The sequence below is a fragment of the Photobacterium arenosum genome (assembly GCF_014841115.1).
GTDB lineage: Bacteria > Pseudomonadota > Gammaproteobacteria > Enterobacterales > Vibrionaceae > Photobacterium > Photobacterium arenosum.
Map to the genome: position 1 here is coordinate 41,598 of NZ_JACYTP010000011.1, position 19,053 is coordinate 60,650.

Below are 19,053 nucleotides of genomic sequence, written 5' to 3' on the forward strand. Positions count from 1 at the left end.
CTCTCTTTTTTTGCTTTACTGTTAAAATCTGGTGTGCCCTTGTCATTGCCAGATTTCAACACCTGTCTCAATCTTCCTGAGTCGGTTTATTTCTACAACGCAATGATCTTGTGGCAGGTTTTCTCCAGCGCTATTTTGTCATGGCTGATAAGCACTAAAGCACAACCCACCTCCTGAGTCAGTTCCACAATCAGCTGGAGCGTACTGGCCGCCGTAATAGGGTCGAGACGCGATGTCGGCTCATCGGCGATCAGTAGCTTAGGTTTCATCAGCAATGCCCGCAGAATGGCAAAGCGCTGCAGTTCACCACCAGAGACCTGAGTTGCTTTACGGCTCAGCAGATCGTCTGAAAGTGCCAGTCGCTGCATCAGCGGCTGAATATTGCGGGTATCCAATTGATGGTGACGGCACAAATCATTGATCAGAGTTTGCAGCGTGGCGCTTTTGGCAAGCGCGCTGGGGGGATCCTGATACAATTTCAGTGCATCACCTGTTCTGAGCTGCTGTTTATTGATAATGCGCCCCGTCGAGGGGCTCTGTAAACCCAGTATCAGATCCGCGAGTGTTGATTTACCACAGCCACTGTCGCCGCTGATGCCGAGAATCTCACCTTCTGCCAGGGTAAAACTCAGATCGCGGAACAGGGTTTTATCACCAAATTGCATGGTAAGCGATTCGGCTTCTATCAGCGGCTGATCTGTGTCCGGCAGTCTTGTCTGCGGCCAGAAACGGGGATCGGCGGCAATCAATGCTTTGGCGTACGCCGATTCCGGCTGCTGCAGGAGGTGTTCTGCCGGACCGCGCTCCTGAATCACACCTTTTCTCATCACTATGATTTCCCCACCTAAGCGCTGGGCGACTTCAATATCGTGGGTAATGGTCAGAACGGCGCCTCGTTGTTTGTGGCTGACGAGTTGCCCGATGATCTGATCTTTGCGGCTGGCATCCAGCCCTTTGGTTGGCTCATCGGCGATCAGCAGCTCACCGCCTGCCTGCGTTGCACACAGGTACGCCACCCGTTGCGCCATGCCCCCGGAGAGCTGGTGCGGGTACTTCGCCATGTCCTGATCCAGCTCCACGCTGGTGAACGCGCGCTCGGTCTGTGATTGTGCCTGCGCTGGGTCATTATTGACTATCTCATGCACTTCACGGACCTGTTCACCCACGGCCATCAGCGGGCTCAGTGCATACCAGGGCTCTTGCGGCAGTACCGAGAGTTTTTTTCCCCACAGCTTCTGCCGCTCGGACAGACTCAAATTCTGCTGGGCCTGTCCGAACAGACTGATACGCCCTTGCATCGACAGTGTGCCGGGCAGGGTGCCGATAATGGCATTGGCTAACAGGCTTTTTCCTGAGCCGGTTTCACCGAGAATAGTGACGGCTTCACCTTGTCGCAATGCGAAGGAAAGCGGATTGACCAGCATTTGCTGCTGTGCCTGTACCGAGAGGTGTTCGACATTTAATAGTATGCTCATGACTGCTTACCTTGTGCCAGCAGGTGGAAACTCATCACCAATAAAAAGACCACTGCGATGGGTTGCATCAGCACCCAGGGGGCCTGCTGGTAATAGCGGAACAATTCCACCATCATCAGGCCCAGCTCGGCTTCGGGCGGCTTGAGTCCGACATAGAGAAAACCGATGGAGGCCAGTGCCAGAATGGCATTGCCGGCGCCAAAACAACCCAGAGTGAACAGATCTGTTTTCAGCTCTGGCCAGAGATGGCGCTTGAACTGGTACCACACGCCGAAACCATAAAGGCGGGATGCCTCGATCTCCGCAGAGCGCAGCAGCACCAGTGTACGGCTGCGAACGACCCGGAAATATTCAACCCAAAGCATCAGTGAAATCGCCAGATACAGGATCATAAAGGAGCCCGGCACCATAGCGCCAAACAGCAGCACCAGAATCAAACCCGGCAACGACAGCAAGATGTTCACCAGCCAGGACAGGGTTTTATCCCACCAGCCGCCTTTCCATGCTGCGATGATGCCAGTCAGCAGGCCGAGCGCCGCAGAAGTCGCCACACTTACCAATGCCATCAGCAAAGATGTTGTGATGGCGCTGCCAAGGCGGGCAAAGTTACTGCGCCCGTAATGGTCGCGGCCCAGCGGTTCCTGCCAGCTCGGCGCAGCAAAAACCTGAGACAGCGATTGCTGCGCCGGATCGCCACGGAAAACCAGTGTTTCGATTGCGGTGAACAGTATCAGTGCGGCAAGTACAGAAAGACCCAGCCACTGACTGCGGGATAGCGATGTGAATACTGTCATGCCATCACCTGCTGCTTAGCCAGCCGCTGGCGCGGATCAAGCAGGTACTGTGAGATATCTACCAGTGTATTGATGGCAACAAACAGCAGGCCCATCAGCAGGGCGGCACCCTGGATCACAGGAATATCGCGACGAAAAATCGCGTGAGATAAAGCATGGCCGATACCGGGCCAGGAGAACAGCGATTCAATCATCACAATACCTTCCACCAGGCTGACAGCCTGAATGCCAACGAAAGCCATTACAGGCAGCGCAATATTCAGCTGACCGTGGCGGGTAAAAGCCTGTTCGTGGCTCAGCCCTTTCAGTCTGGCAAACTGAAAGTAGGGAGCGTTCAGCACCTGATGTGTTGAGTTGCGGATCATGCGGCTCGACATGGCCGCCATACTGAGTGCCAGTGCAAGTGCGGGCAACACCAGATATTCCGGACTGCCGAAACCAGCCACAGGGAACAGGTTGAAATGTAAGGCGAATACCAGAACGAGCAGCAGGCCAATCAGAAATACCGGCTGAGCTTTAATGATAATGGCGCTGAACAGTGCAACATGGTCGCTCCACTGATTGACGCGGCGTCCGCAATACAGACCGACCGGAATCGCAATGAGCAGCGACAAACCAGTGGCTGCTGCCGCCAGCAGTAATGAGTGACCTAACTGATGAGACAGCGCCTGTACCACAGGTTCGCCGCTGACCAGAGAGTTACCCAGGTTAAAGTGCAGCAGATCCCACAGCCAGTTGAAATATAACTCAATGCCGGAGCGATCCAGCCCCAGCTCAGTCTGAACGGCTTGTGCTGCTTCGGCATCGACGTAGTCGTAGCCATAGCGTCCTGCTGCAATACGATAAGCGATGTCACCCGGAATCAGACGCATCAGCACAAAGGTCAGTGTGCCGACAGACCAGGCGACAAACAGTGCCTGGCAGACACGAGAAAACAGAATCTTAATCATTGAACTGCATCTCCGACACCCGGTAATTGATTTCAAACGGGTCGAATGAGAAGTCACTGATCTTGTCGTTTACCGCAACAATCTGACGGTAATAGGTTACCGGAATCAGCGGCATTTCATCGGCTAGTAAGCCGGCAGCCTGCCGGGCCAGTTGGCGATATTTAACTGAATCTGGCTCAGCAGCCAGCTGCGCAAGCAGGTGACTGAAGGTTGGCGAAGACCAGTGCATCGGTCCCCAGTCTGAGCCTTTTTCAGTAGCGAAGTCATTCATCAGCAGAGGCAATGGGTCTGCCAGGGTACCGAAGTTACGTGCGATCAATGCCATTTCCAGACTGTTATCATGATGCTTGGCCGGGATCGCGCTGGAGTTATCAATAGAAATCTGAACATCAATACCCAGCTCACGCCATTGTGCCTGGAGCGCGGTACTGATCAATGGCAGTTCCGGGCGGTCGGAGTATGTGACAAGCTGAATACGGAAAACCTTGCCGTCTCTTTCCAGCAGACCCTGATCGTTGGCATGCCAGCCTTGTTCCGCGAGCAGGTCTCTGGCCCGTTCAAGGTCGCGCTTAGCCGTGGCTTGCTGAACGATATGCCAGGCCCCTAATGCCGGAGAAAATAGCTGATAGGCTTCCGAGCCCGGTAAACGCAACACCGATTGCGCAATCCCTTCCCGGTCCAGCGCCAGACTCAATGCCTGACGCACCGATTTGTGGTTGAGAAACGGATGTGCATTGTTGAGTTTTACCAGCACAGTACGCGGCATGGACTCCACATGCAGCTGCAGATTGTTGGCGGCTTTCAGACTCTCAATACTGATAGGGTCCAGCGTGTAAACCAGATCCATCTGACCACTTTGCGCCAATAATGCCCGGCTTTCAGGGCGGTGGCCTGCCAAATATTCAATGGTTTCAATGTGTGCTTTTTGGCCCCAGTAGTCGGAAAAGCGGCTGGCCTTAGCTTTGTGTGGCGGCTGCAGCTCTTCGATTTGATACGGGCCTGTGCCCTGAAGTGCCACTATCTTACCGCTATCGCTGAAAGAACCGGGGATCACGATAGCGGTAGTGTAGTGCGCCAGAACAGAAGGCAGAGCGCGGAATGGGCGGTCCAGCGTGATTATCACCTGGTTATCTCTGGCCTGAATCGACTGTATAGGCACCTGGCGAATAACACCCGGCTTACGAAGCGCCTGATTGAGTGACTGAGCTGCAGCTTCGGCCGTCAGCAGGCTGCCATTGTGGAATTTGACTTCGGATCGGATACTGAATATCCAGTTCAGGCCGTCTGCACTTTGCTGCCAGCTGTCTGCCAGCAGCGGATAGAGTTCTGCCTGTCCATTGATGCCGACAAGTGATTCCACCACTTGCAGGCGGGAAAACAGATATCCGTCTTTCGACATATCCTGGCTGTTAAATTCAAACGGGCCGGAAATGGCCAGAGTCTGGTGGGCCGGCGAAGATGGTTTCCAAAATATGAGGATGCCAGCCGCCACCACTAAGGTGAGCAATAAGATTTTTTTCATGTCCCTTCAAATTGTTTTGTTATAACATAACAATATTCCAGCATGAGAAAGGTTTTCATGTCCAGCAGAATTTTTATGGAGCATAAGAAAAGTGAATGATCTCGAAGACTAATGGCTGAAACCAGGTAATGCAGGCATGTATATCTGAAGCGGCTTCTCGTGTTCGTGGTAAGCGAAAAAATGCTAACAACTCATGGTCTGTTCAAGCTGCATTCAACTTTGTTGTGCGAGGCTGAGTGTTCGGATGCAGGTATTGTCCTGTTTCCTGTACCTGATAATGAGGTGACAGATGAAAAATATCCTTACTGGTGTGATCGCACTGGTTGTAGGTTTCTTTGCGCTGACCTTTGCGGCAGTCATGGGACTGACGATGGCATTGATTGCATTTATTGCTCAGCCATTCCTCAAGCGCAAGCTAGCGAAAGAATTTGCCACTTTCAATGCGGCGCAAGCTGATAATACGTCGCCAAAAGGGCGCGTTATTGAAGGTGAGTACGAGCCGGTTCAAAGCCGATAAGGTTCACACATGCCAGACATCGAACGCCAGCACACAGTGCTGGCGTTCGCTATTTCAGTGGTTGTGGTTTTAACTGCTGAGACGACACCTTGCGGCTTTTCTGCTTATTTTGTGACTTGGTTTCTCAGGCAATCAAGAAAATCATCCAGATGCCCTTCCTCCAGATAGAATCGATAGTGCTTGTTGGCACTACGAAACTCAAAGCGGCCTTCATCTTCTGCGATTAGCCTGACTAATAGGTCAAAAGCTTGTCGCGAGCTAGTGCTGCCTAATCTGACCAAATGGGAAATACTATAACTGCGGGAAGAGTCTGACAGGTTCAGATTGCCGTAATACTTTTTCCAGTCTGCGGTAAAAATCTCAACTGGCTGACCGGTACGAAAATAACTGAAGTTTTCGAAGCCAAGCGGATAAGAGATATCAGCTTTCAGGGCGACATACCGCCGGTTAAAGCCATTATCCGCGACGAGCGCAATCTGAAAATCAGGTTCAATATTGTTGTACTGATTCTTGGCCAGATGGTAAAGGTCTAGCCGGCAGGAACGGCTATCCAGTTTTGTGGTGCTGGTCGGCAGAGGTTTTGGTGGAGCACTGGCAGCAGAGTACGCTATGAACAGTATGAAAAACAATTGGATATGACCATACATCACTTGATTTTCCAGTTCATCGAGACAGGCATTACCCAGTTCAACTCGAGATCTTATTGAATTGTTCGTTACTAATAGCATAGCGACTGGGTGACTATCAGTGTGACCGGGATGCGGGCTAAACCATTGATCCGGCAATTAAGTGATGCGGAATCTCATAAGTGAGTAATTCAGGCTTGGTATATCTTCGCTTTGACCATATGGCGGTACTGAGACGGGCTCAGCGTAAACTGTTGCTGGAAACGGGTACTGAAATGATGGGCGTCACGGTAACCGACCTGTTCTGCGACATCCTGAACAGATAACCCAAAGTCCCGCAACAGGATTTGTGCCGCTTCCATACGCAAAGACTGCAAATATTCATGCGGAGTCTGGCCGACCTGGGTTTTGAACCGGCGTTGAAAAGTCCGTAATGGCAAGCCGCACTGTTCTGCAACGTCTTTTGCTGTGATGGGGCGGGATAAGTTGCGTTTGAGCCAGTCCTGCGCCAATGCGATGGACTCATCAAACTGAACTTCTCCGCCTATCTGATAGAAGGGCTGCTGATCAGACTGAGAAATTTCATGCCCGAAATGCGTTTCGACTGTTTTCGCCACACTTTGGCCAAAATGCTCACGTATCAGGTACAGGATCAGCTCTGATTGCGAGTTGATACTGACGGTACAGTACAAACCATTCGCAACAGTAATGGACGCCTGGCGGTTCAGAACAACTGCCGGGTAACGTGCGGCAAACTTATCGTAATAGTACCAATGCGTGGTTGCTACTTGCTGATCGAGCAGTCCGGTTTCGGCCAGCCAGCAGACGCCTGTACCTGTGGCGATAATTTTGGCGCCCTGCTGATATTGGTGAGTCAGCCATGACACCAGTTCCGGGCATTGCTTCAGCGCGGAGATCGGGTTGCCCCAGATGGGCGGCAAAATCACAAAATCGAATTGTCCTGATTCTTTCAGGGTCAGATCCGGTTGTAACCGCAGGCCGGATTTGACCGCTGGCGGTGAAAGACTCTCTGCAACAACCGAAATTGAAACGGGTTTTGACCTCTGATCCTGTTTGGGCCTCAGGCTGGCAGCACTGCTCAGCATCTCTGCAGCAAGAGAAATACCTGTGATTAACGCACGCGGATAAAGGACAAAGGCAATCTTCATAGTCAGCACTCTGTTTTAAACGTAATGGAGACAGAAACGGGGTGATTTTTTCTGAACCTGAGCTGAAGCTGGTTACTCATGCCGACACAAATTCGTCTTCTTGATCTGGTTTGGCGTTTATGTCAGTAATTATGGCGTAAAAGCCAGGTGAAATACCAGTGGAACTTGGTAATCTGATAGACAAATAAATCATGAAGCAAGAAGCATACAATGAAATTACCTCTGATTGTCGGAATGGGCGGTATCAATGCCGCAGGTCGTAGTTCAGGTTTTCACAGTTATAAACGTATGCTGGCAGACATGCTGCCGGCCAGCGATATGCATTCAACCTGGCAAGATCTGGCGCACCGAATGGGCCTGGCAGACGGTGACGTCACTGACACTGTGATTGAGGCGATCAAGGACGGCACCTTAATCCGCCGTATTGAAACCTTCGATCCTGATCGCGTACTGCAGCAATATAAAACAGCGATTTCAGGCGGTAATGAACAGATCTGTTTCACATTGCGTAAATCAAAGCTGCCTGCGCATGTACCGGAGAACTGGCGCCTGGAAGAAGAGGGCAGCAAAGTCCATATCACAGTAACCGGTGAGCTGGATGCACTGCTGGCCGATTATGTCACTTTTCCTGTCAGCAGTGGCGGCAACATTCCCCGTGGCTTTGAACCGGGTAAGTTATATAACTCACGGTTTCATCCGCGCGGACTGCAACTGACCATTTATGGCGCCTCAGATGCGCTCAATTCCCTGGGTGTTGACTGGTCGGAAATACTGACCCATATCCGCCCTGACGAGGTTGCCGTGTATGCCGGTAGTGCGCTGGCGCAGATTGATGATCAATCCATAGCCGGTATGGTTGCCGCACCGCTTACCGGCGGCCGGGTCAGCTCGAAAATGATGGCTTTATCGCTGGCTGAAATGCCGGCCGATTTCATCAACGGCTATGTGATTAACAGCGTAGGGACAACGGGCACCAACATGGGGGCCTGTGCAACCTTCCTGTACAATTTGCGTCAAGGCATGCAAGACATTCAAAGTGGTGCGGCCAAAGTGGCGATTGTCGGAAACGCTGAAGCGCCTGTGGTCTCTGAAATCATGGAAGGTTTTCGTGTGATGGGTGCGTTAGCTGAAGACGCACAAATCTGCGCGCTGGATGACAGTGACACCGTAGATAACCGCCGTGCCTGTCGTCCGTTTTCTGATAATGCCGGATTTACCATGGCAGAATCAGCCCAGTTTGTCGTGCTGATGGAAGAAGAGCTGGCCTTGAAGCTGGGGGCAAATATCTATGGTTCTGCTGCCGATGTATTTATCAATGCTGACGGCAATAAGAAATCTATCTCAGCACCGGGGGTAGGCAACTATGTCACTGTTGCGAAGGCTGCGGCACTGGCGAAGGCCATTCTCGGCCCGGACGGTGTGAAGAAAACCTTTGTCCAGGCCCATGGTACAGGCACACCGCAAAACCGAGTTACGGAAAGCCACATACTCAACGAGGTGGCAAAGACCTTTGGCATTGAAAACTGGCCGGTGACGGCGATTAAATCTTATGTTGGTCATTCTATGAGTGCGGCAGCCGGCGATCAGCTGATGGCTTCTCTGGGGGTCTGGCAGTACGGCTGGATTCCGGGGATTAAAACGATTGATCATATTGCCGATGATGTGCATCAGTCCAATCTGAATATTTTGATGGATCATTACTTTGCCGGCACAGCGGGTGATGATATGCAGGGCGTGATCATTAATGCCAAAGGCTTTGGTGGCAACAATGCATCAGCGCTGGTGTTATCGCCACAGAAAACCCTGGCGATGCTGCAAAAGAAATACGGGCAGCTTGCTATCGCTGAATATCTTGCACGTAATGTTAAGGTGCGTGGTGTCACCGCGGCGCATGATCAGCAGGCTTGTCAGGGACAGGAAGAAATCCGCTATGACTTTGGTGAGTCTGTGATGGATGAAACCTCAGTGACAATGACACAGGACAGCCTGACTCTGTCGGCCTTTGATGAAGCCATTGCATTGCCAACGGCAAATCCGTACGCCGATTACGAATAACCGATTCGTTGTCTTCAAAAAAAACGGGCAGCTTAAAGCTGCCCGTTTTTTTTATTGCACTGGTAAACGATCACTTGTTGCCGTGGTGACGGTTGCGGTGTTTATTCTTCCCACTGGATAAGCTGATCTTTTGGCCACTGACAGCCGGTATCGTGATACTGTTTTTCCAGCACATGACGTTTAATTTTCAGTGTAGGGGTCAGAATACCGTTCTCAATACTCCAGGGTTCTTTGATCATCAGAACACCTTTTATCTTGGCGTGTGATTCCAGTTCTTTATTGATGGTGTCGATTGCCCGGCTCACTTTTTTCGCATATCTGTCCCGGTCAAAATTAGGGTAAGCATGCGCTACCGCCAGCAGTATGGGGGCGGGCATACCTGAACCCACCACACACATCATTTCAATGCCACAAAGTTCAAAGAGGCGTTTTTCAATCGGAACCGGTGAAACGAATTTACCTTTCGCTGTTTTGAAGTTGTCTTTTTTCCGGCCCTGAATTGTCAAAAAGCCTTCTTCATCCAGACTGCCCAGATCGCCGGTATGCAGCCAGCCTTCATCATTGAAGCTTTCTTTGGTTGCGATGTCATTTTTGTAGTAACCAGAAAACAGGCCTTTGCTACGCACCAGAATTTCATCATCTTCGGCGATCTTGATGTCCACACCCGGCCCCGCACTGCCTACCGTGCCGATCTTGTCGCTACGAAACGGCAGGTTGAGTGTGCCATAGGCATAGTTTTCCGTCATACCCCAGGCTTCGGTGATATTGAGTCCGATACTCTCATACCAGCGCAACAGGGCCGGTGAAACCGGTGCTGAACCGCAGCCTAATACGCGCGCTTCATTCAGGCCCAGTCCATCAGCCAGTTTGCGTTTGATAAGACCGGACACAAAGGGGATTTTCAGCAAAATGTTCAGTTTTGTCTGCGGCAGTTTTTCCAGAATCCGTTGCTGGAACACAGTCCAGAGGCGGGGAACTGAAATAAATAATGTCGGGCGGTGCATTTTCACATCGTCAATGAAAGTATCCAGTGATTCAGGAAAAGCCACCTGTACACCTGCCATCATTGATGTGCCCAGGATATAGACACGCTCGGTGATGTGAGCCAGGGGAAGGTAGGAGAACAGACGTTCATTGTCGACGATGCCGATATGCTCAATGAGGTTCTGCGCCGAAAAAGCAAAGCCACCGTAAGAGAGAATGGCCCCTTTGGGTAACCCTGATGTGCCGGATGTATACACCAGCGACATCACGTCGTTGTCCTGATGGGAAGGGCGCTCTTCACTCGGGTTGTGCGAGTCAATTAACTCATTGAATGAGTGCTTACACTCTGGGGTATTCGGGTACGGGAAGCTGACAGTGATGATGTCTTCCAGATTGTTACAGACGGTATTGATCGCGCGGTTATCATCCAGCTTACCAATGAAAATCAGCTTGGCTTCACTGTGAGTCAGACAGTGCTCTATGGTGTCTGCACCTGCCGTAGGAAAGACAGGCACGCTGATGTAACTGCCGAGCATCATAGCCAGATCGCAGATATACCATTCAGCGCAGTTTTTCGATATCAAGCCTAGCTTGTCCCCTGGCATGAGGCCTTGCGCACGTAATGCGCTGACAAGGCGTAGTGCCTTATCTACGACCTCGGCATAGGTAAAGTCGGTAAACTGCCGGTTGATGATCTGGCGGAGAAAAATGTCATCCGGGCGTTCTTCTGCCCATTTCAACATGCGTTCATGAGGTAATGCTTGCGTCATGAGCGAATCCCTTAATGTGTTTGGCTGTAAAGGCAAAGTCATTGTAATGTTCCATTCCGTGGTTGTTATTATCTTGTTAAATAATTAAATGCGGCTTTAGGTGGAGCGTCAAGATATTACTGTATTGAATTTGCGGTAAAAATCTAACTCAGTGATCAAAAATAACGGTTTAAGTCATTGAGAAAGCAGGAAGAGATACTGACTAGCTGTACACCTGCAGCAGCTCTGTGAATTGTCAGAGCTGCGATGCAGTATGCATGTGTTTTTGTTACTGAATGTAAACAGTAACCTGAATGAAGGATTTCAGTTACTGTGCTTGTGGTGTGACAGGTGCCTGATACGCTTTGGTTCCCCAGAGTGGCACTGTAGACAGGCTGTGCTTATAGCTGCCTGATGTTTCTTTGGTGGAATAAGACAGATACATCAGTGTCTGGCTGTCGTGGTCAAACACCCGGCGAATTTTCATGGTTTTGAAAAAGACACTTTTCGACTTCTTGAAAACCACATCACCCGATTTCGATTTATCAATCGCGGCGATCATTTCCGGGGTAATTTCACCGGTTTGCCGGCAGGAAATGGATGAATCACTGGGATCTGAAAAATCCAGATCCGCTTCAATACTGGCAATGTGGCAGGTGACGCCTGGTATCAGCGGATCACTGAGCACATTCAGTTTGATGTCTTTAGTGGTAAATACGCCCAGACTGACGTCACCGACTTCGTTGTCTGAACAGCCTGCCAGTAAGGATGCTCCTGCGATCATGGCAGAAAAGAGCAGAGCGCGCTTCATTCAAAGTCTCCATTGTTCTGTAAGAATAGTGAGTGGAACGGTGTTGGATAATAATCACGCTCTCGCGGATTGTGCGTATATTTAGCGTTTTCTACTGCTTTTCATGGCTGCATGCCGTTCCAGGTACCAAGATAGCAATCCGCCCAGCATGACTCCAGAAAGATTTGCCACGGCATCGGAAAAAGAGCTCTGGCGCCCAAGATGAAGAACGCCCTGGAAAACTTCGAGCAGACTGCCAAAAATCATCAGTCCGATCAGCAGGGTAAGGTAGAAACGGTATTGCTGGCTGACACAAAGTGCCAGCATGGCAAAAAGCATATAAGTCAGTACATGAAGCAGTTTATCCAGGCCGGATATGCCGTAAGTATCTAAGTCGGCCAGTGATCCTTTCTCTGCGGCTGGCATTAAGGTCAGCCCTGCGATAGAAGCAGCATACAAACTGAATAGCAGCCATATCCATATCAGTAATTGCCGCTCTTTCAATGAAACATACAGTGAGATCGGTTCAGCATGTTTTCTCATGGTTTATAGCGTGAGCTTAACAGCTGATTCAGGTGCCGAACGGGAATGGCATAAGTGATGGCACTCGGCTGACTCAGTGCGTTTTCTTTGCTGGTTTGCACTAAGACCTTATTGATGACAGCGATGACTTCACCTGTGTCCTGATGGTAGACCGGACTGCCGCTGTTGCCGGGATAGGCTGTGGCATCAAACTGATAGACAACATAAGGGTTTTTCAGGTATTTGAGGCGTGCAACTGAAAGCTCTTTTGCTGTACGGGCCGGTACTGCAATCGGCGTAATGCTGGATACCATGCCTCTGTGTGTCACCGGGTACAGGCCGAGCACTGCACCTATAGGGAAGCCAGTGAAGCTGTATATTTCACCTTCACGCACCGGCCGCGGAGAGAGACGCAAGCTTGGTAAGGGGCTGCCAGTGATTTTCAGTAATGCCAGATCGTGCTCACTGTCACGTGCAACGACTGTTGCGGTGCGGACATCCGGTGAAGTGCCAGTCCCGACAAAGACAACAAAGCCGGTGTTTGTATCCACTTCGATGGAAGTGGGGACAACGTGATTATTGGTGGCAATCAGTGTGCCATCGCCGACGACAAAGCCAGTCCCGATTAAATTAGCCCGTGGTGTCGCCAGTTTGTTGTAAGTGCCGACTCCGACAACTGAAGGTTTAATTTTCGCAATAACGTCTGGCAATGCGGCTTGTGTGTTCGCGGTGGCAAGCAGCATGCAGCCGAGGCAGAGCAGAGTTCGTACGATGAGCAGAGTGACTCGACGGGTACAGAAAAGCATGATTTTTTGTCCTTACACGCTGGCAGATAAAGGGGTGAACCTATCGCCCCGCACTGCGGGGCGTTGAGTTTACAGCCGGATTTGTTCTTCCAGTTTGCTCTTTAGCATCAGCAGTTTAGGATCGGACGTCGTCACGCCAATGAGAATTTCTCGTGCATTTTCCTTCATATTGTTTGCCAGCAGGCTTTCTGCATAGTGAAGGGCGATCTCAGGGTTAGTCTGTGCCTGCTTGTAGGCTTTTTCCAGCATTGGCAGTGCATTGGCGGCCTGTCCTGATTTCAGCAGACAATAACCGTAGGTATCCTGAATCTGTGGGTGCTCCTGAGCCAACCCTAAAGCTTTGGAAGCGCTGTCGCAGGCTTGCGGATACTTTTCCTGAGATAAATACAGCCAGGCAAGATTATTTAAAGCCACGACATTATCTGGCTGTTGCTCCAGAATGCGCCGGTACTGCGCGATAGCCTGTTCAGGTTGTTGCTCAAATTGCAGTTGGGCCAGTGTCAGGCGCAAGGGCGCGGCTTTATCACCGTATTCTTTGATGACCCCCTGCAGAAATGCAATGGCTTCCTCAGCTTGCTGGTTTAATGAATAAGCAGTGGCCACATCGTTGGCGCTGGCGATCCCCGGTGAGGCAGCATAGCGTTGCCGTTGCCATTCAACAGCTCGGGTATAGTCTTTGCGCTGCAGGTAATTCAGGGCTTGTAATCGCATGAAATACGCTTGTGTCTTTACGTTGTCCGGCAGGGCATCCAGTGTGGCCTGGCTGGCGCTGGCATTGTCCAGTTTCAGTTGCAGCCCGGCTTTCATCAGTGAAAAGATCGCCGTGTTCTGAAATAACTGCTCGGCCTTTTCGGCCAGTTGCAGGCTATCTCTCATTTTGTTGTTCAATTCTTTAATCTGGATATTGCGCATATACGCTGGCTGGCTGAGTACATCTTGCTCAAGCCATTTGGTGTAAGCCGGTTCGGCCTGACGGTAGTCGCGCTGACTGAAATAGATATCACCCAGCAGTCGCCAGCTTTGGGCGGTTTGCTGCTGGGGTGTCAGACTAGTCATGAGGCTGAGTGCCTGGTCCGGGTGTTTTTGCAGCATATAACCGCGAGCCAGATCCAATTTCAGTGCGGTATTATCCGGGTGTGCTTCGACCTGAGAAGCAACCAGAGATACAGCCTGGTCAAGTTGCCCACTGAGCTGACCATATTTGTACAGTGTCCGGGTGGTCAGATTCTTTCCCGGGTAATGGGAATAAGCGGTGCGCGCATAACCGAAAGCGGCGTCCATATCATTTTTGCTGGCGGCAATCTGGCCAAGCCCCAAAGTGGCTTGTAAGTTCTTGGCGTCTTTTACCAGTACCTGCTGATAGATTGCTTGCGCCTGATCGGGCTTTTTCTCAATTTGCAGCACCAGGGCATTGAGCATCTGGGCAGTCTGATCGTTTGGATTGCGTTCAAGCCAGGCAGTGACAAGTTGTTTGACCTCGTTGGCCCGGCCTTGTTTTAAGTAATAATAGGCAAGACCCAAATTCGCTTCTGCGAGGGACGGGTCGGTATCGAGAATGCGCTGGAGAGTGTCGACCCCAGTCGTATCATTACTGGCTAACTGAAGCAATCCTAAGCGAAGCTGCTTGCTGGTGGTTGGGTTATGATTGGCTTTTTCTGCCAGAGACATAGCGGCATCATTACGGCCGATTTTGGCGAGTTCCAGGCTCATATCTGAGATAAAGTCGCTGCTCGCTTTGTCTGTGGCATCGAACTGATTCATGGTTTGCATGGCACCGTCAATGTCACCCAGCTTAAGCTGGCTGGAGGCATACAGGCGTTGGATCATATGGTTTTGCGAGACAAAAGGCGCGACTTTTTCAAATCGCTCACTGGCCTGTTCATAATTTCCCTGGTTATAGGCAACGACACCCGAAATCAAGTAAGTGGGCAGATTTCTGGAACCGTTTCGGATGGCTAAATCGGCGTGGACTTTTGCTTCACTCTGTTTCTCTTCGGCGTAAAGAATGGTGGCTTTCAGTTCATTGCTCAGTACGTGACCGCTTAATACCGTCAGCAGATTATCGACATACTTTTCTGCTTCCTGGTACTGCTCTGTTTTCACCAGCGCCTGTGCCAGGTACAGGGTGTTTTGTAAGGCTTTCGGGGCGGTGTCTACAGCTTTGCGATAGCTCTCTGCTGCGGCTTTGTTATGACCCATACTGGTTTCAATATGGCCTTTCAGCAGCCAGGCATCACTGCTGGCGGGATACACTCGTACGATATTGCTGACCTGGCTCAGTGCAGTATCATTGAGTTCTCTGGTGGCATCTAAGCTGGCTCTGGCAAGGCGCGTGTAGAGCGTGATCTGTCCGGTTTTTTCGGCTCGCTGAAAGGCTTGTTCAGCGCCATCGGGATCGTTATCGAGCAACAAAGCCAGTGATTCTATCGCGTAAATGTCTGCCAGTGCTTCAGCTTGCTGGCTGCGGGGCCGTTTGGCCAGGTCAATGATATCCGTTGTTTTTTTCTGGGCCAGATAGGCCTGGGCAAGCAGTGGTTCAATCGTGTCCTGCTCGTCGGCGCTTCTGAGTGCTTTATACAATTCTTTTTCAGCACTGGCATAATCGCCCTGGTCCAGGTAAATCTTACCCAGCATCAGCCGGGCCTGATTGGCATCAGGATGTTGCTGTATGGCATTTTTCAGCTCAATAACTGCAGCATTGATTTGATTGCTGCTGAGATAGGTATCGGCTTTGGCCATGTACTCATCGACAGACTGTTCACCACAGGCTGTGAGTGTGACAGCGACAACACCAGCGAGTGCCAGCACATGAAAGGTGGTGCGAGGTAAAAAAGCCATAATCATCCCTGTCAGAATTTTCAGATGGACTTTTTTTAGGATAGTCACATTTTTGACACTGCGGCCAATCGCTTTGACATAAAACGTCTGTTTGTACTCACTGTGCTGATAAAAATAGCCTTTAAAGTACCTGAAAAGTGCGTTGCCCTTTGCTCTGCTATGCTTGATGCGAACGGATAAATTACGGCGCAGGGTAGAAAAATGGAAAGCAAAAACAGTTCGATACAGTGCGAATGGATTGTTAACCCCGATCATAAGTGGTTAGCAGAACACTGGTGTGCGCTTGAGGAGCAGGCTGAACCGAACCTGTTTTTGTCCTGGCTCTGGATAGGGACATGGCTGGATTGTTTTGTGGACAACTGTTGTGTTGTTCTTGCCCGGCAAGAGGACAAAATTGTCGGCCTGGGCATTATCGTGATTAAAGAGAAAAAGATTGCTGGTTTGTCCTATGGCAGACAGTTTTGCCTTCACCGGACAGGTATTCCTTCACAGGATCAAATCTGGATTGAATATAACGATTTTCTGATGGACAAGACGCTGGCCAATACCGTTCGTCCGTTAATGACAGCCTGTGTGATGTCGCAAATGAACGGGACAGATCTCTTTGAGATTGGCGCCAGTCTGGACGTGGATTTTGTCAGTAACGGACCACAGTCTGTGGCGGCGCATTGTGGTAGCGAAAGGGCAGATAAGCAGGCCGTTTTATCCGGGCTGGCACTTGCAGAAAAACGGGCATTTGCAGAAAAAGAGGTGGTGTGGGAGTCGGTCGGCTTTGCGCTGGATTTTGGCCCGCTGAAGGACAAGCAGCAGACGCTTGATAGCTTTTTGTCGCGAAATGCCAGGTATCAGATAAAGCGCAGCCTGAATAAGTACAATGCGCTGGGCGAAGTGAAAATCACCACGGCTTCTTCTGTCACTCAGGGACTTGAGCTTTTCAATCATGCGGCTGAATATCACCTGAGCCGTTGGGGCAGCAAATCAGAACAAAGTGGTTTTGCAAATCCTGGTTTTCTGCATTTTCACCATGAGCTGATTCGCCGCGGGCTGCCTCAGGGGCGGATTGCCATTCACCACCTGCAGGCCGGGGAAGACGATCTGGGGGTAATTTATAATTTTCACCATGCCAACTGGGTACTGTTCTATTTAAGTGCGCTGAATTATGGCTCGGGCGATAATCACCTGAAACCCGGTTTGGTTGCGCACTATCTGCTGATCCAGGATGCCTGGGAAAATGGGGCGCTGGGGTACGATTTCATGGGCGGGATTGCCCGTTACAAAAAAACCTTCGCCAACCGTGAGTGCCGGTTGGCGATCAGTCAGTTCCGCTATCCGCATTTTACCTATTCAGTGAAGAAAGCTATTCGTGCTTTGAAGCGTCGTGCCCTGAAGCGTCGGGTGTTGTCCGAAAGCAGTTCTGACTGTCCTTAAAGGCGCCGGCAAAGGTGTCTTGCACATTGATCGGGTTGCCACAAAAGTCCGAGATACTGTCCCCTTTGGCCGTCACGGGATACTCAGTGGCACTGCGGGTTAATTTGGCTTTGATAGCATCGTCTTTGGGCGAGAAGTTACCTATTGCTGGCGAGGTAAACCAATCATCCAGTTTTTGTTTTTCGGTCAGATAGTCAGGGGAAAGAATCAGATTGTGGGAGGCCGACGCTTTACCCTGGTCGCGTTCCCGTATTTTGCCGCTCACAATGTTATTAATCAGCTCGGCGCTGGACTGCGCAAACCGGACGTCGATGCCCGAGGTATGATAGAGAATGTTGTTGTTGACCAGTGAATTACTGGATTTATTAATGTAAAGACCCACGTCATTGCAGTGCAGGACGATATTGTTACGTACTGTATGGCTATCCCCTTCGAAAGTCAGCTGTCCCCGCCGATTCTCCTGCTCCATACCGCCGCCACCTAATGACAGGCCAATCTGATAACCATCATATTTCCGGCTGGTGCTGTTACAGATAACCAGGTTGTTTTCTATGATGCCTTGCTCGTTGCCGCCTTTCATGAAAGCGCCATAGCTGACCTGATTGCCGCCGGACTTGATGAAATCACGAATGATGTTGCGATCGATACTCCAGGCATTGCCATGGTCAAGATTAATGGGAGTGACAGATCTCGAGGTGTCTCTTGGCTGAGTATTGTAAAAGTGATTACGACGAATGATGCCGTTATCAGGAAACTTGTTTGCCATCCGGTTGACTTTGATGGCGGCGTTGAAATCGATGAAGACATTGTTCTGCACCAGGCTGTGATCGGCATCGCCAACAATGTGCAGCGCATGATCGCAATCGGAAGGGGTGGGACAAACACCTTTAAAGGTCAGCCCTGATACCGTCCAGTAGGGCTGATTAATCACAATGCCTTCCAGCCCGTCGAGCTGCAGCAGAACGGTACCCGGCTCTTCTGCCCTCAATACTACGGGACGCGATGCAGAGGGTGTAATCTGGCTGATATTAAGGCGCTTGCTGCTGAAAAAGTAGGTGCCTTTTTTCACGACTATGTCCTGGCCGGGTAACACATCTTCCAGTGCTTTTTCAAAGCTTTGTTCATCAGATACCCAGAGGGTACCGAGCGAAGCGGGCTTGATCGGTTCTGGCTCAGGGCCTGATGATGACCAGTCAGGCCCGACTGATGGCCAGTATTTTGTATCAAATTCGCGCCAGAAATAGGAAGGACTGGCGAGGTTGCTGGCCACACTGGCAACGGCCTGATTGACAGGTGCCAGGCTTGGAAACTCTTGTTCAATGTGACTGACTGACTGGCGCAAAGCGGCGGGCAGGGTCTGACTTTGTTCGCTCCAGTGTTTAACCAGATACACACCGGCAACAAGGAGGATCACGTGAGCGAGAACACCGATTGTCGCGAGATATGTTTTTATTCCTTTCGAAATCATCAGTCAGCTCCCGGCTATTATCTGCTTTAAAAGTGTGATTAACGTCAAACAATATTCAAGATCGAGTATAGGTAAGAATGTTGACATCGGGTGAAGCAAGTACCACAAATTCGCCATAGTTAGTCGGTAATACAAGACTGAATGTGGGTAGAGATTGGGTTGCAGCACTGAGATCAGGATTGCAGAAAAACCGAAAATGTAAGTAGTTAGCCAGGCTGCCTGAGGCGAAACCCAGATAGCTGTTTTGAAATTATTCAGGCGGCAGATAAGACAATTTTATGATCTGGCATGGTGGCTCTGTGCTTCATGTGCCATTTTTAACATAGGTATGCCAAGTGACTCAGGCTGCAAGTTACTGAA

The 19,053-nt window shown here is 50.5% G+C and carries 15 protein-coding genes; 3 read left to right on the forward strand and 12 right to left on the reverse strand.

Going from position 1 to position 19,053, the window contains the following annotated elements:
- Window positions 1-92: 92 nt before the first annotated feature.
- From IFO68_RS16000 to IFO68_RS16015, 4 genes are read right to left on the reverse strand one after another with little or no spacing between them, the layout of a single operon-like run.
- On the reverse strand, window positions 93-1,475 hold the full coding sequence (locus tag IFO68_RS16000) for an ABC transporter ATP-binding protein (protein WP_192016844.1): 1,383 nt from the start codon (window positions 1,473-1,475) through the stop codon (window positions 93-95).
- The gene (locus IFO68_RS16005) at window positions 1,472-2,269 is read right to left on the reverse strand and encodes an ABC transporter permease (RefSeq protein WP_192016845.1); all 798 of its coding nucleotides are present in this window, start codon (window positions 2,267-2,269) and stop codon (window positions 1,472-1,474) included. The genes IFO68_RS16000 and IFO68_RS16005 overlap by 4 nt, the downstream gene beginning before the upstream one ends.
- Window positions 2,266-3,219, reverse strand: coding sequence for an ABC transporter permease (locus IFO68_RS16010; RefSeq protein ID WP_192016846.1), 954 nt, complete (start codon window positions 3,217-3,219; stop codon window positions 2,266-2,268). The genes IFO68_RS16005 and IFO68_RS16010 overlap by 4 nt, the downstream gene beginning before the upstream one ends.
- Window positions 3,212-4,741 carry an ABC transporter substrate-binding protein gene (locus tag IFO68_RS16015; RefSeq protein ID WP_192016847.1) on the reverse strand — a complete coding sequence of 510 codons (1,530 nt, stop codon included), beginning with the start codon at window positions 4,739-4,741 and terminating at the stop codon, window positions 3,212-3,214. The genes IFO68_RS16010 and IFO68_RS16015 overlap by 8 nt, the downstream gene beginning before the upstream one ends.
- Window positions 4,742-5,030: 289 nt before the next feature.
- Here IFO68_RS16015 and IFO68_RS16020 point away from each other — a divergent pair, with 289 nt between their 5' ends.
- On the forward strand, window positions 5,031-5,258 hold the full coding sequence (locus IFO68_RS16020) for a hypothetical protein (protein ID WP_192016848.1): 228 nt from the start codon (window positions 5,031-5,033) through the stop codon (window positions 5,256-5,258).
- 104 nt (window positions 5,259-5,362) lie between these two features.
- On the opposite strand, the gene IFO68_RS16025 is transcribed toward IFO68_RS16020, so the two are convergent.
- Window positions 5,363-5,905 carry a hypothetical protein gene (locus IFO68_RS16025; protein ID WP_192016849.1) on the reverse strand — a complete coding sequence of 181 codons (543 nt, stop codon included), beginning with the start codon at window positions 5,903-5,905 and terminating at the stop codon, window positions 5,363-5,365.
- A 170-nt stretch (window positions 5,906-6,075) separates the two neighbouring features.
- The gene (locus tag IFO68_RS16030) at window positions 6,076-7,053 is read right to left on the reverse strand and encodes a GlxA family transcriptional regulator (protein ID WP_192016850.1); all 978 of its coding nucleotides are present in this window, start codon (window positions 7,051-7,053) and stop codon (window positions 6,076-6,078) included.
- A 210-nt stretch (window positions 7,054-7,263) separates the two neighbouring features.
- On the opposite strand from IFO68_RS16030, the gene IFO68_RS16035 reads away from it, so the two are divergent.
- Window positions 7,264-9,108, forward strand: a complete 1,845-nt coding sequence (locus IFO68_RS16035; RefSeq protein WP_192016851.1) for a beta-ketoacyl synthase — start codon at window positions 7,264-7,266, stop codon at window positions 9,106-9,108.
- A gap of 101 nt (window positions 9,109-9,209) precedes the next feature.
- Here the strand turns inward: IFO68_RS16035 and IFO68_RS16040 are convergent, their stop codons facing one another.
- The 5 genes from IFO68_RS16040 to prsT all read right to left on the reverse strand — a co-directional run bounded on the left by IFO68_RS16040 (window position 9,210) and on the right by prsT (window position 15,797).
- Window positions 9,210-10,862 carry an AMP-binding protein gene (locus IFO68_RS16040; protein WP_225445284.1) on the reverse strand — a complete coding sequence of 551 codons (1,653 nt, stop codon included), beginning with the start codon at window positions 10,860-10,862 and terminating at the stop codon, window positions 9,210-9,212.
- 307 nt (window positions 10,863-11,169) lie between these two features.
- A complete protein-coding gene (locus IFO68_RS16045) occupies window positions 11,170-11,652 on the reverse strand; it encodes a CreA family protein (protein ID WP_120512930.1) in 483 nt (160 codons plus the stop codon).
- Between the two features lie 81 nt (window positions 11,653-11,733).
- On the reverse strand, window positions 11,734-12,174 hold the full coding sequence (locus IFO68_RS16050; protein WP_192016853.1) for a VanZ family protein: 441 nt from the start codon (window positions 12,172-12,174) through the stop codon (window positions 11,734-11,736).
- Window positions 12,171-12,959, reverse strand: a complete 789-nt coding sequence (locus IFO68_RS16055) for a S1 family peptidase (protein WP_225445285.1) — start codon at window positions 12,957-12,959, stop codon at window positions 12,171-12,173. The genes IFO68_RS16050 and IFO68_RS16055 overlap by 4 nt, the downstream gene beginning before the upstream one ends.
- Window positions 12,960-13,028: 69 nt before the next feature.
- On the reverse strand, window positions 13,029-15,797 hold the full coding sequence (prsT, locus tag IFO68_RS16060; protein ID WP_192016854.1) for an XrtA/PEP-CTERM system TPR-repeat protein PrsT: 2,769 nt from the start codon (window positions 15,795-15,797) through the stop codon (window positions 13,029-13,031).
- Window positions 15,798-15,998: 201 nt separating this feature from the next.
- On the opposite strand from prsT, the gene IFO68_RS16065 reads away from it, so the two are divergent.
- Window positions 15,999-17,225 carry a GNAT family N-acetyltransferase gene (locus IFO68_RS16065; RefSeq protein ID WP_192016855.1) on the forward strand — a complete coding sequence of 409 codons (1,227 nt, stop codon included), beginning with the start codon at window positions 15,999-16,001 and terminating at the stop codon, window positions 17,223-17,225.
- Here IFO68_RS16065 and IFO68_RS16070 read toward each other — a convergent pair.
- On the reverse strand, window positions 17,155-18,693 hold the full coding sequence (locus IFO68_RS16070) for a chondroitinase-B domain-containing protein (RefSeq protein ID WP_192016856.1): 1,539 nt from the start codon (window positions 18,691-18,693) through the stop codon (window positions 17,155-17,157). The genes IFO68_RS16065 and IFO68_RS16070 overlap by 71 nt on opposite strands.
- Between the last annotated feature and the right edge of the window lie 360 nt (window positions 18,694-19,053).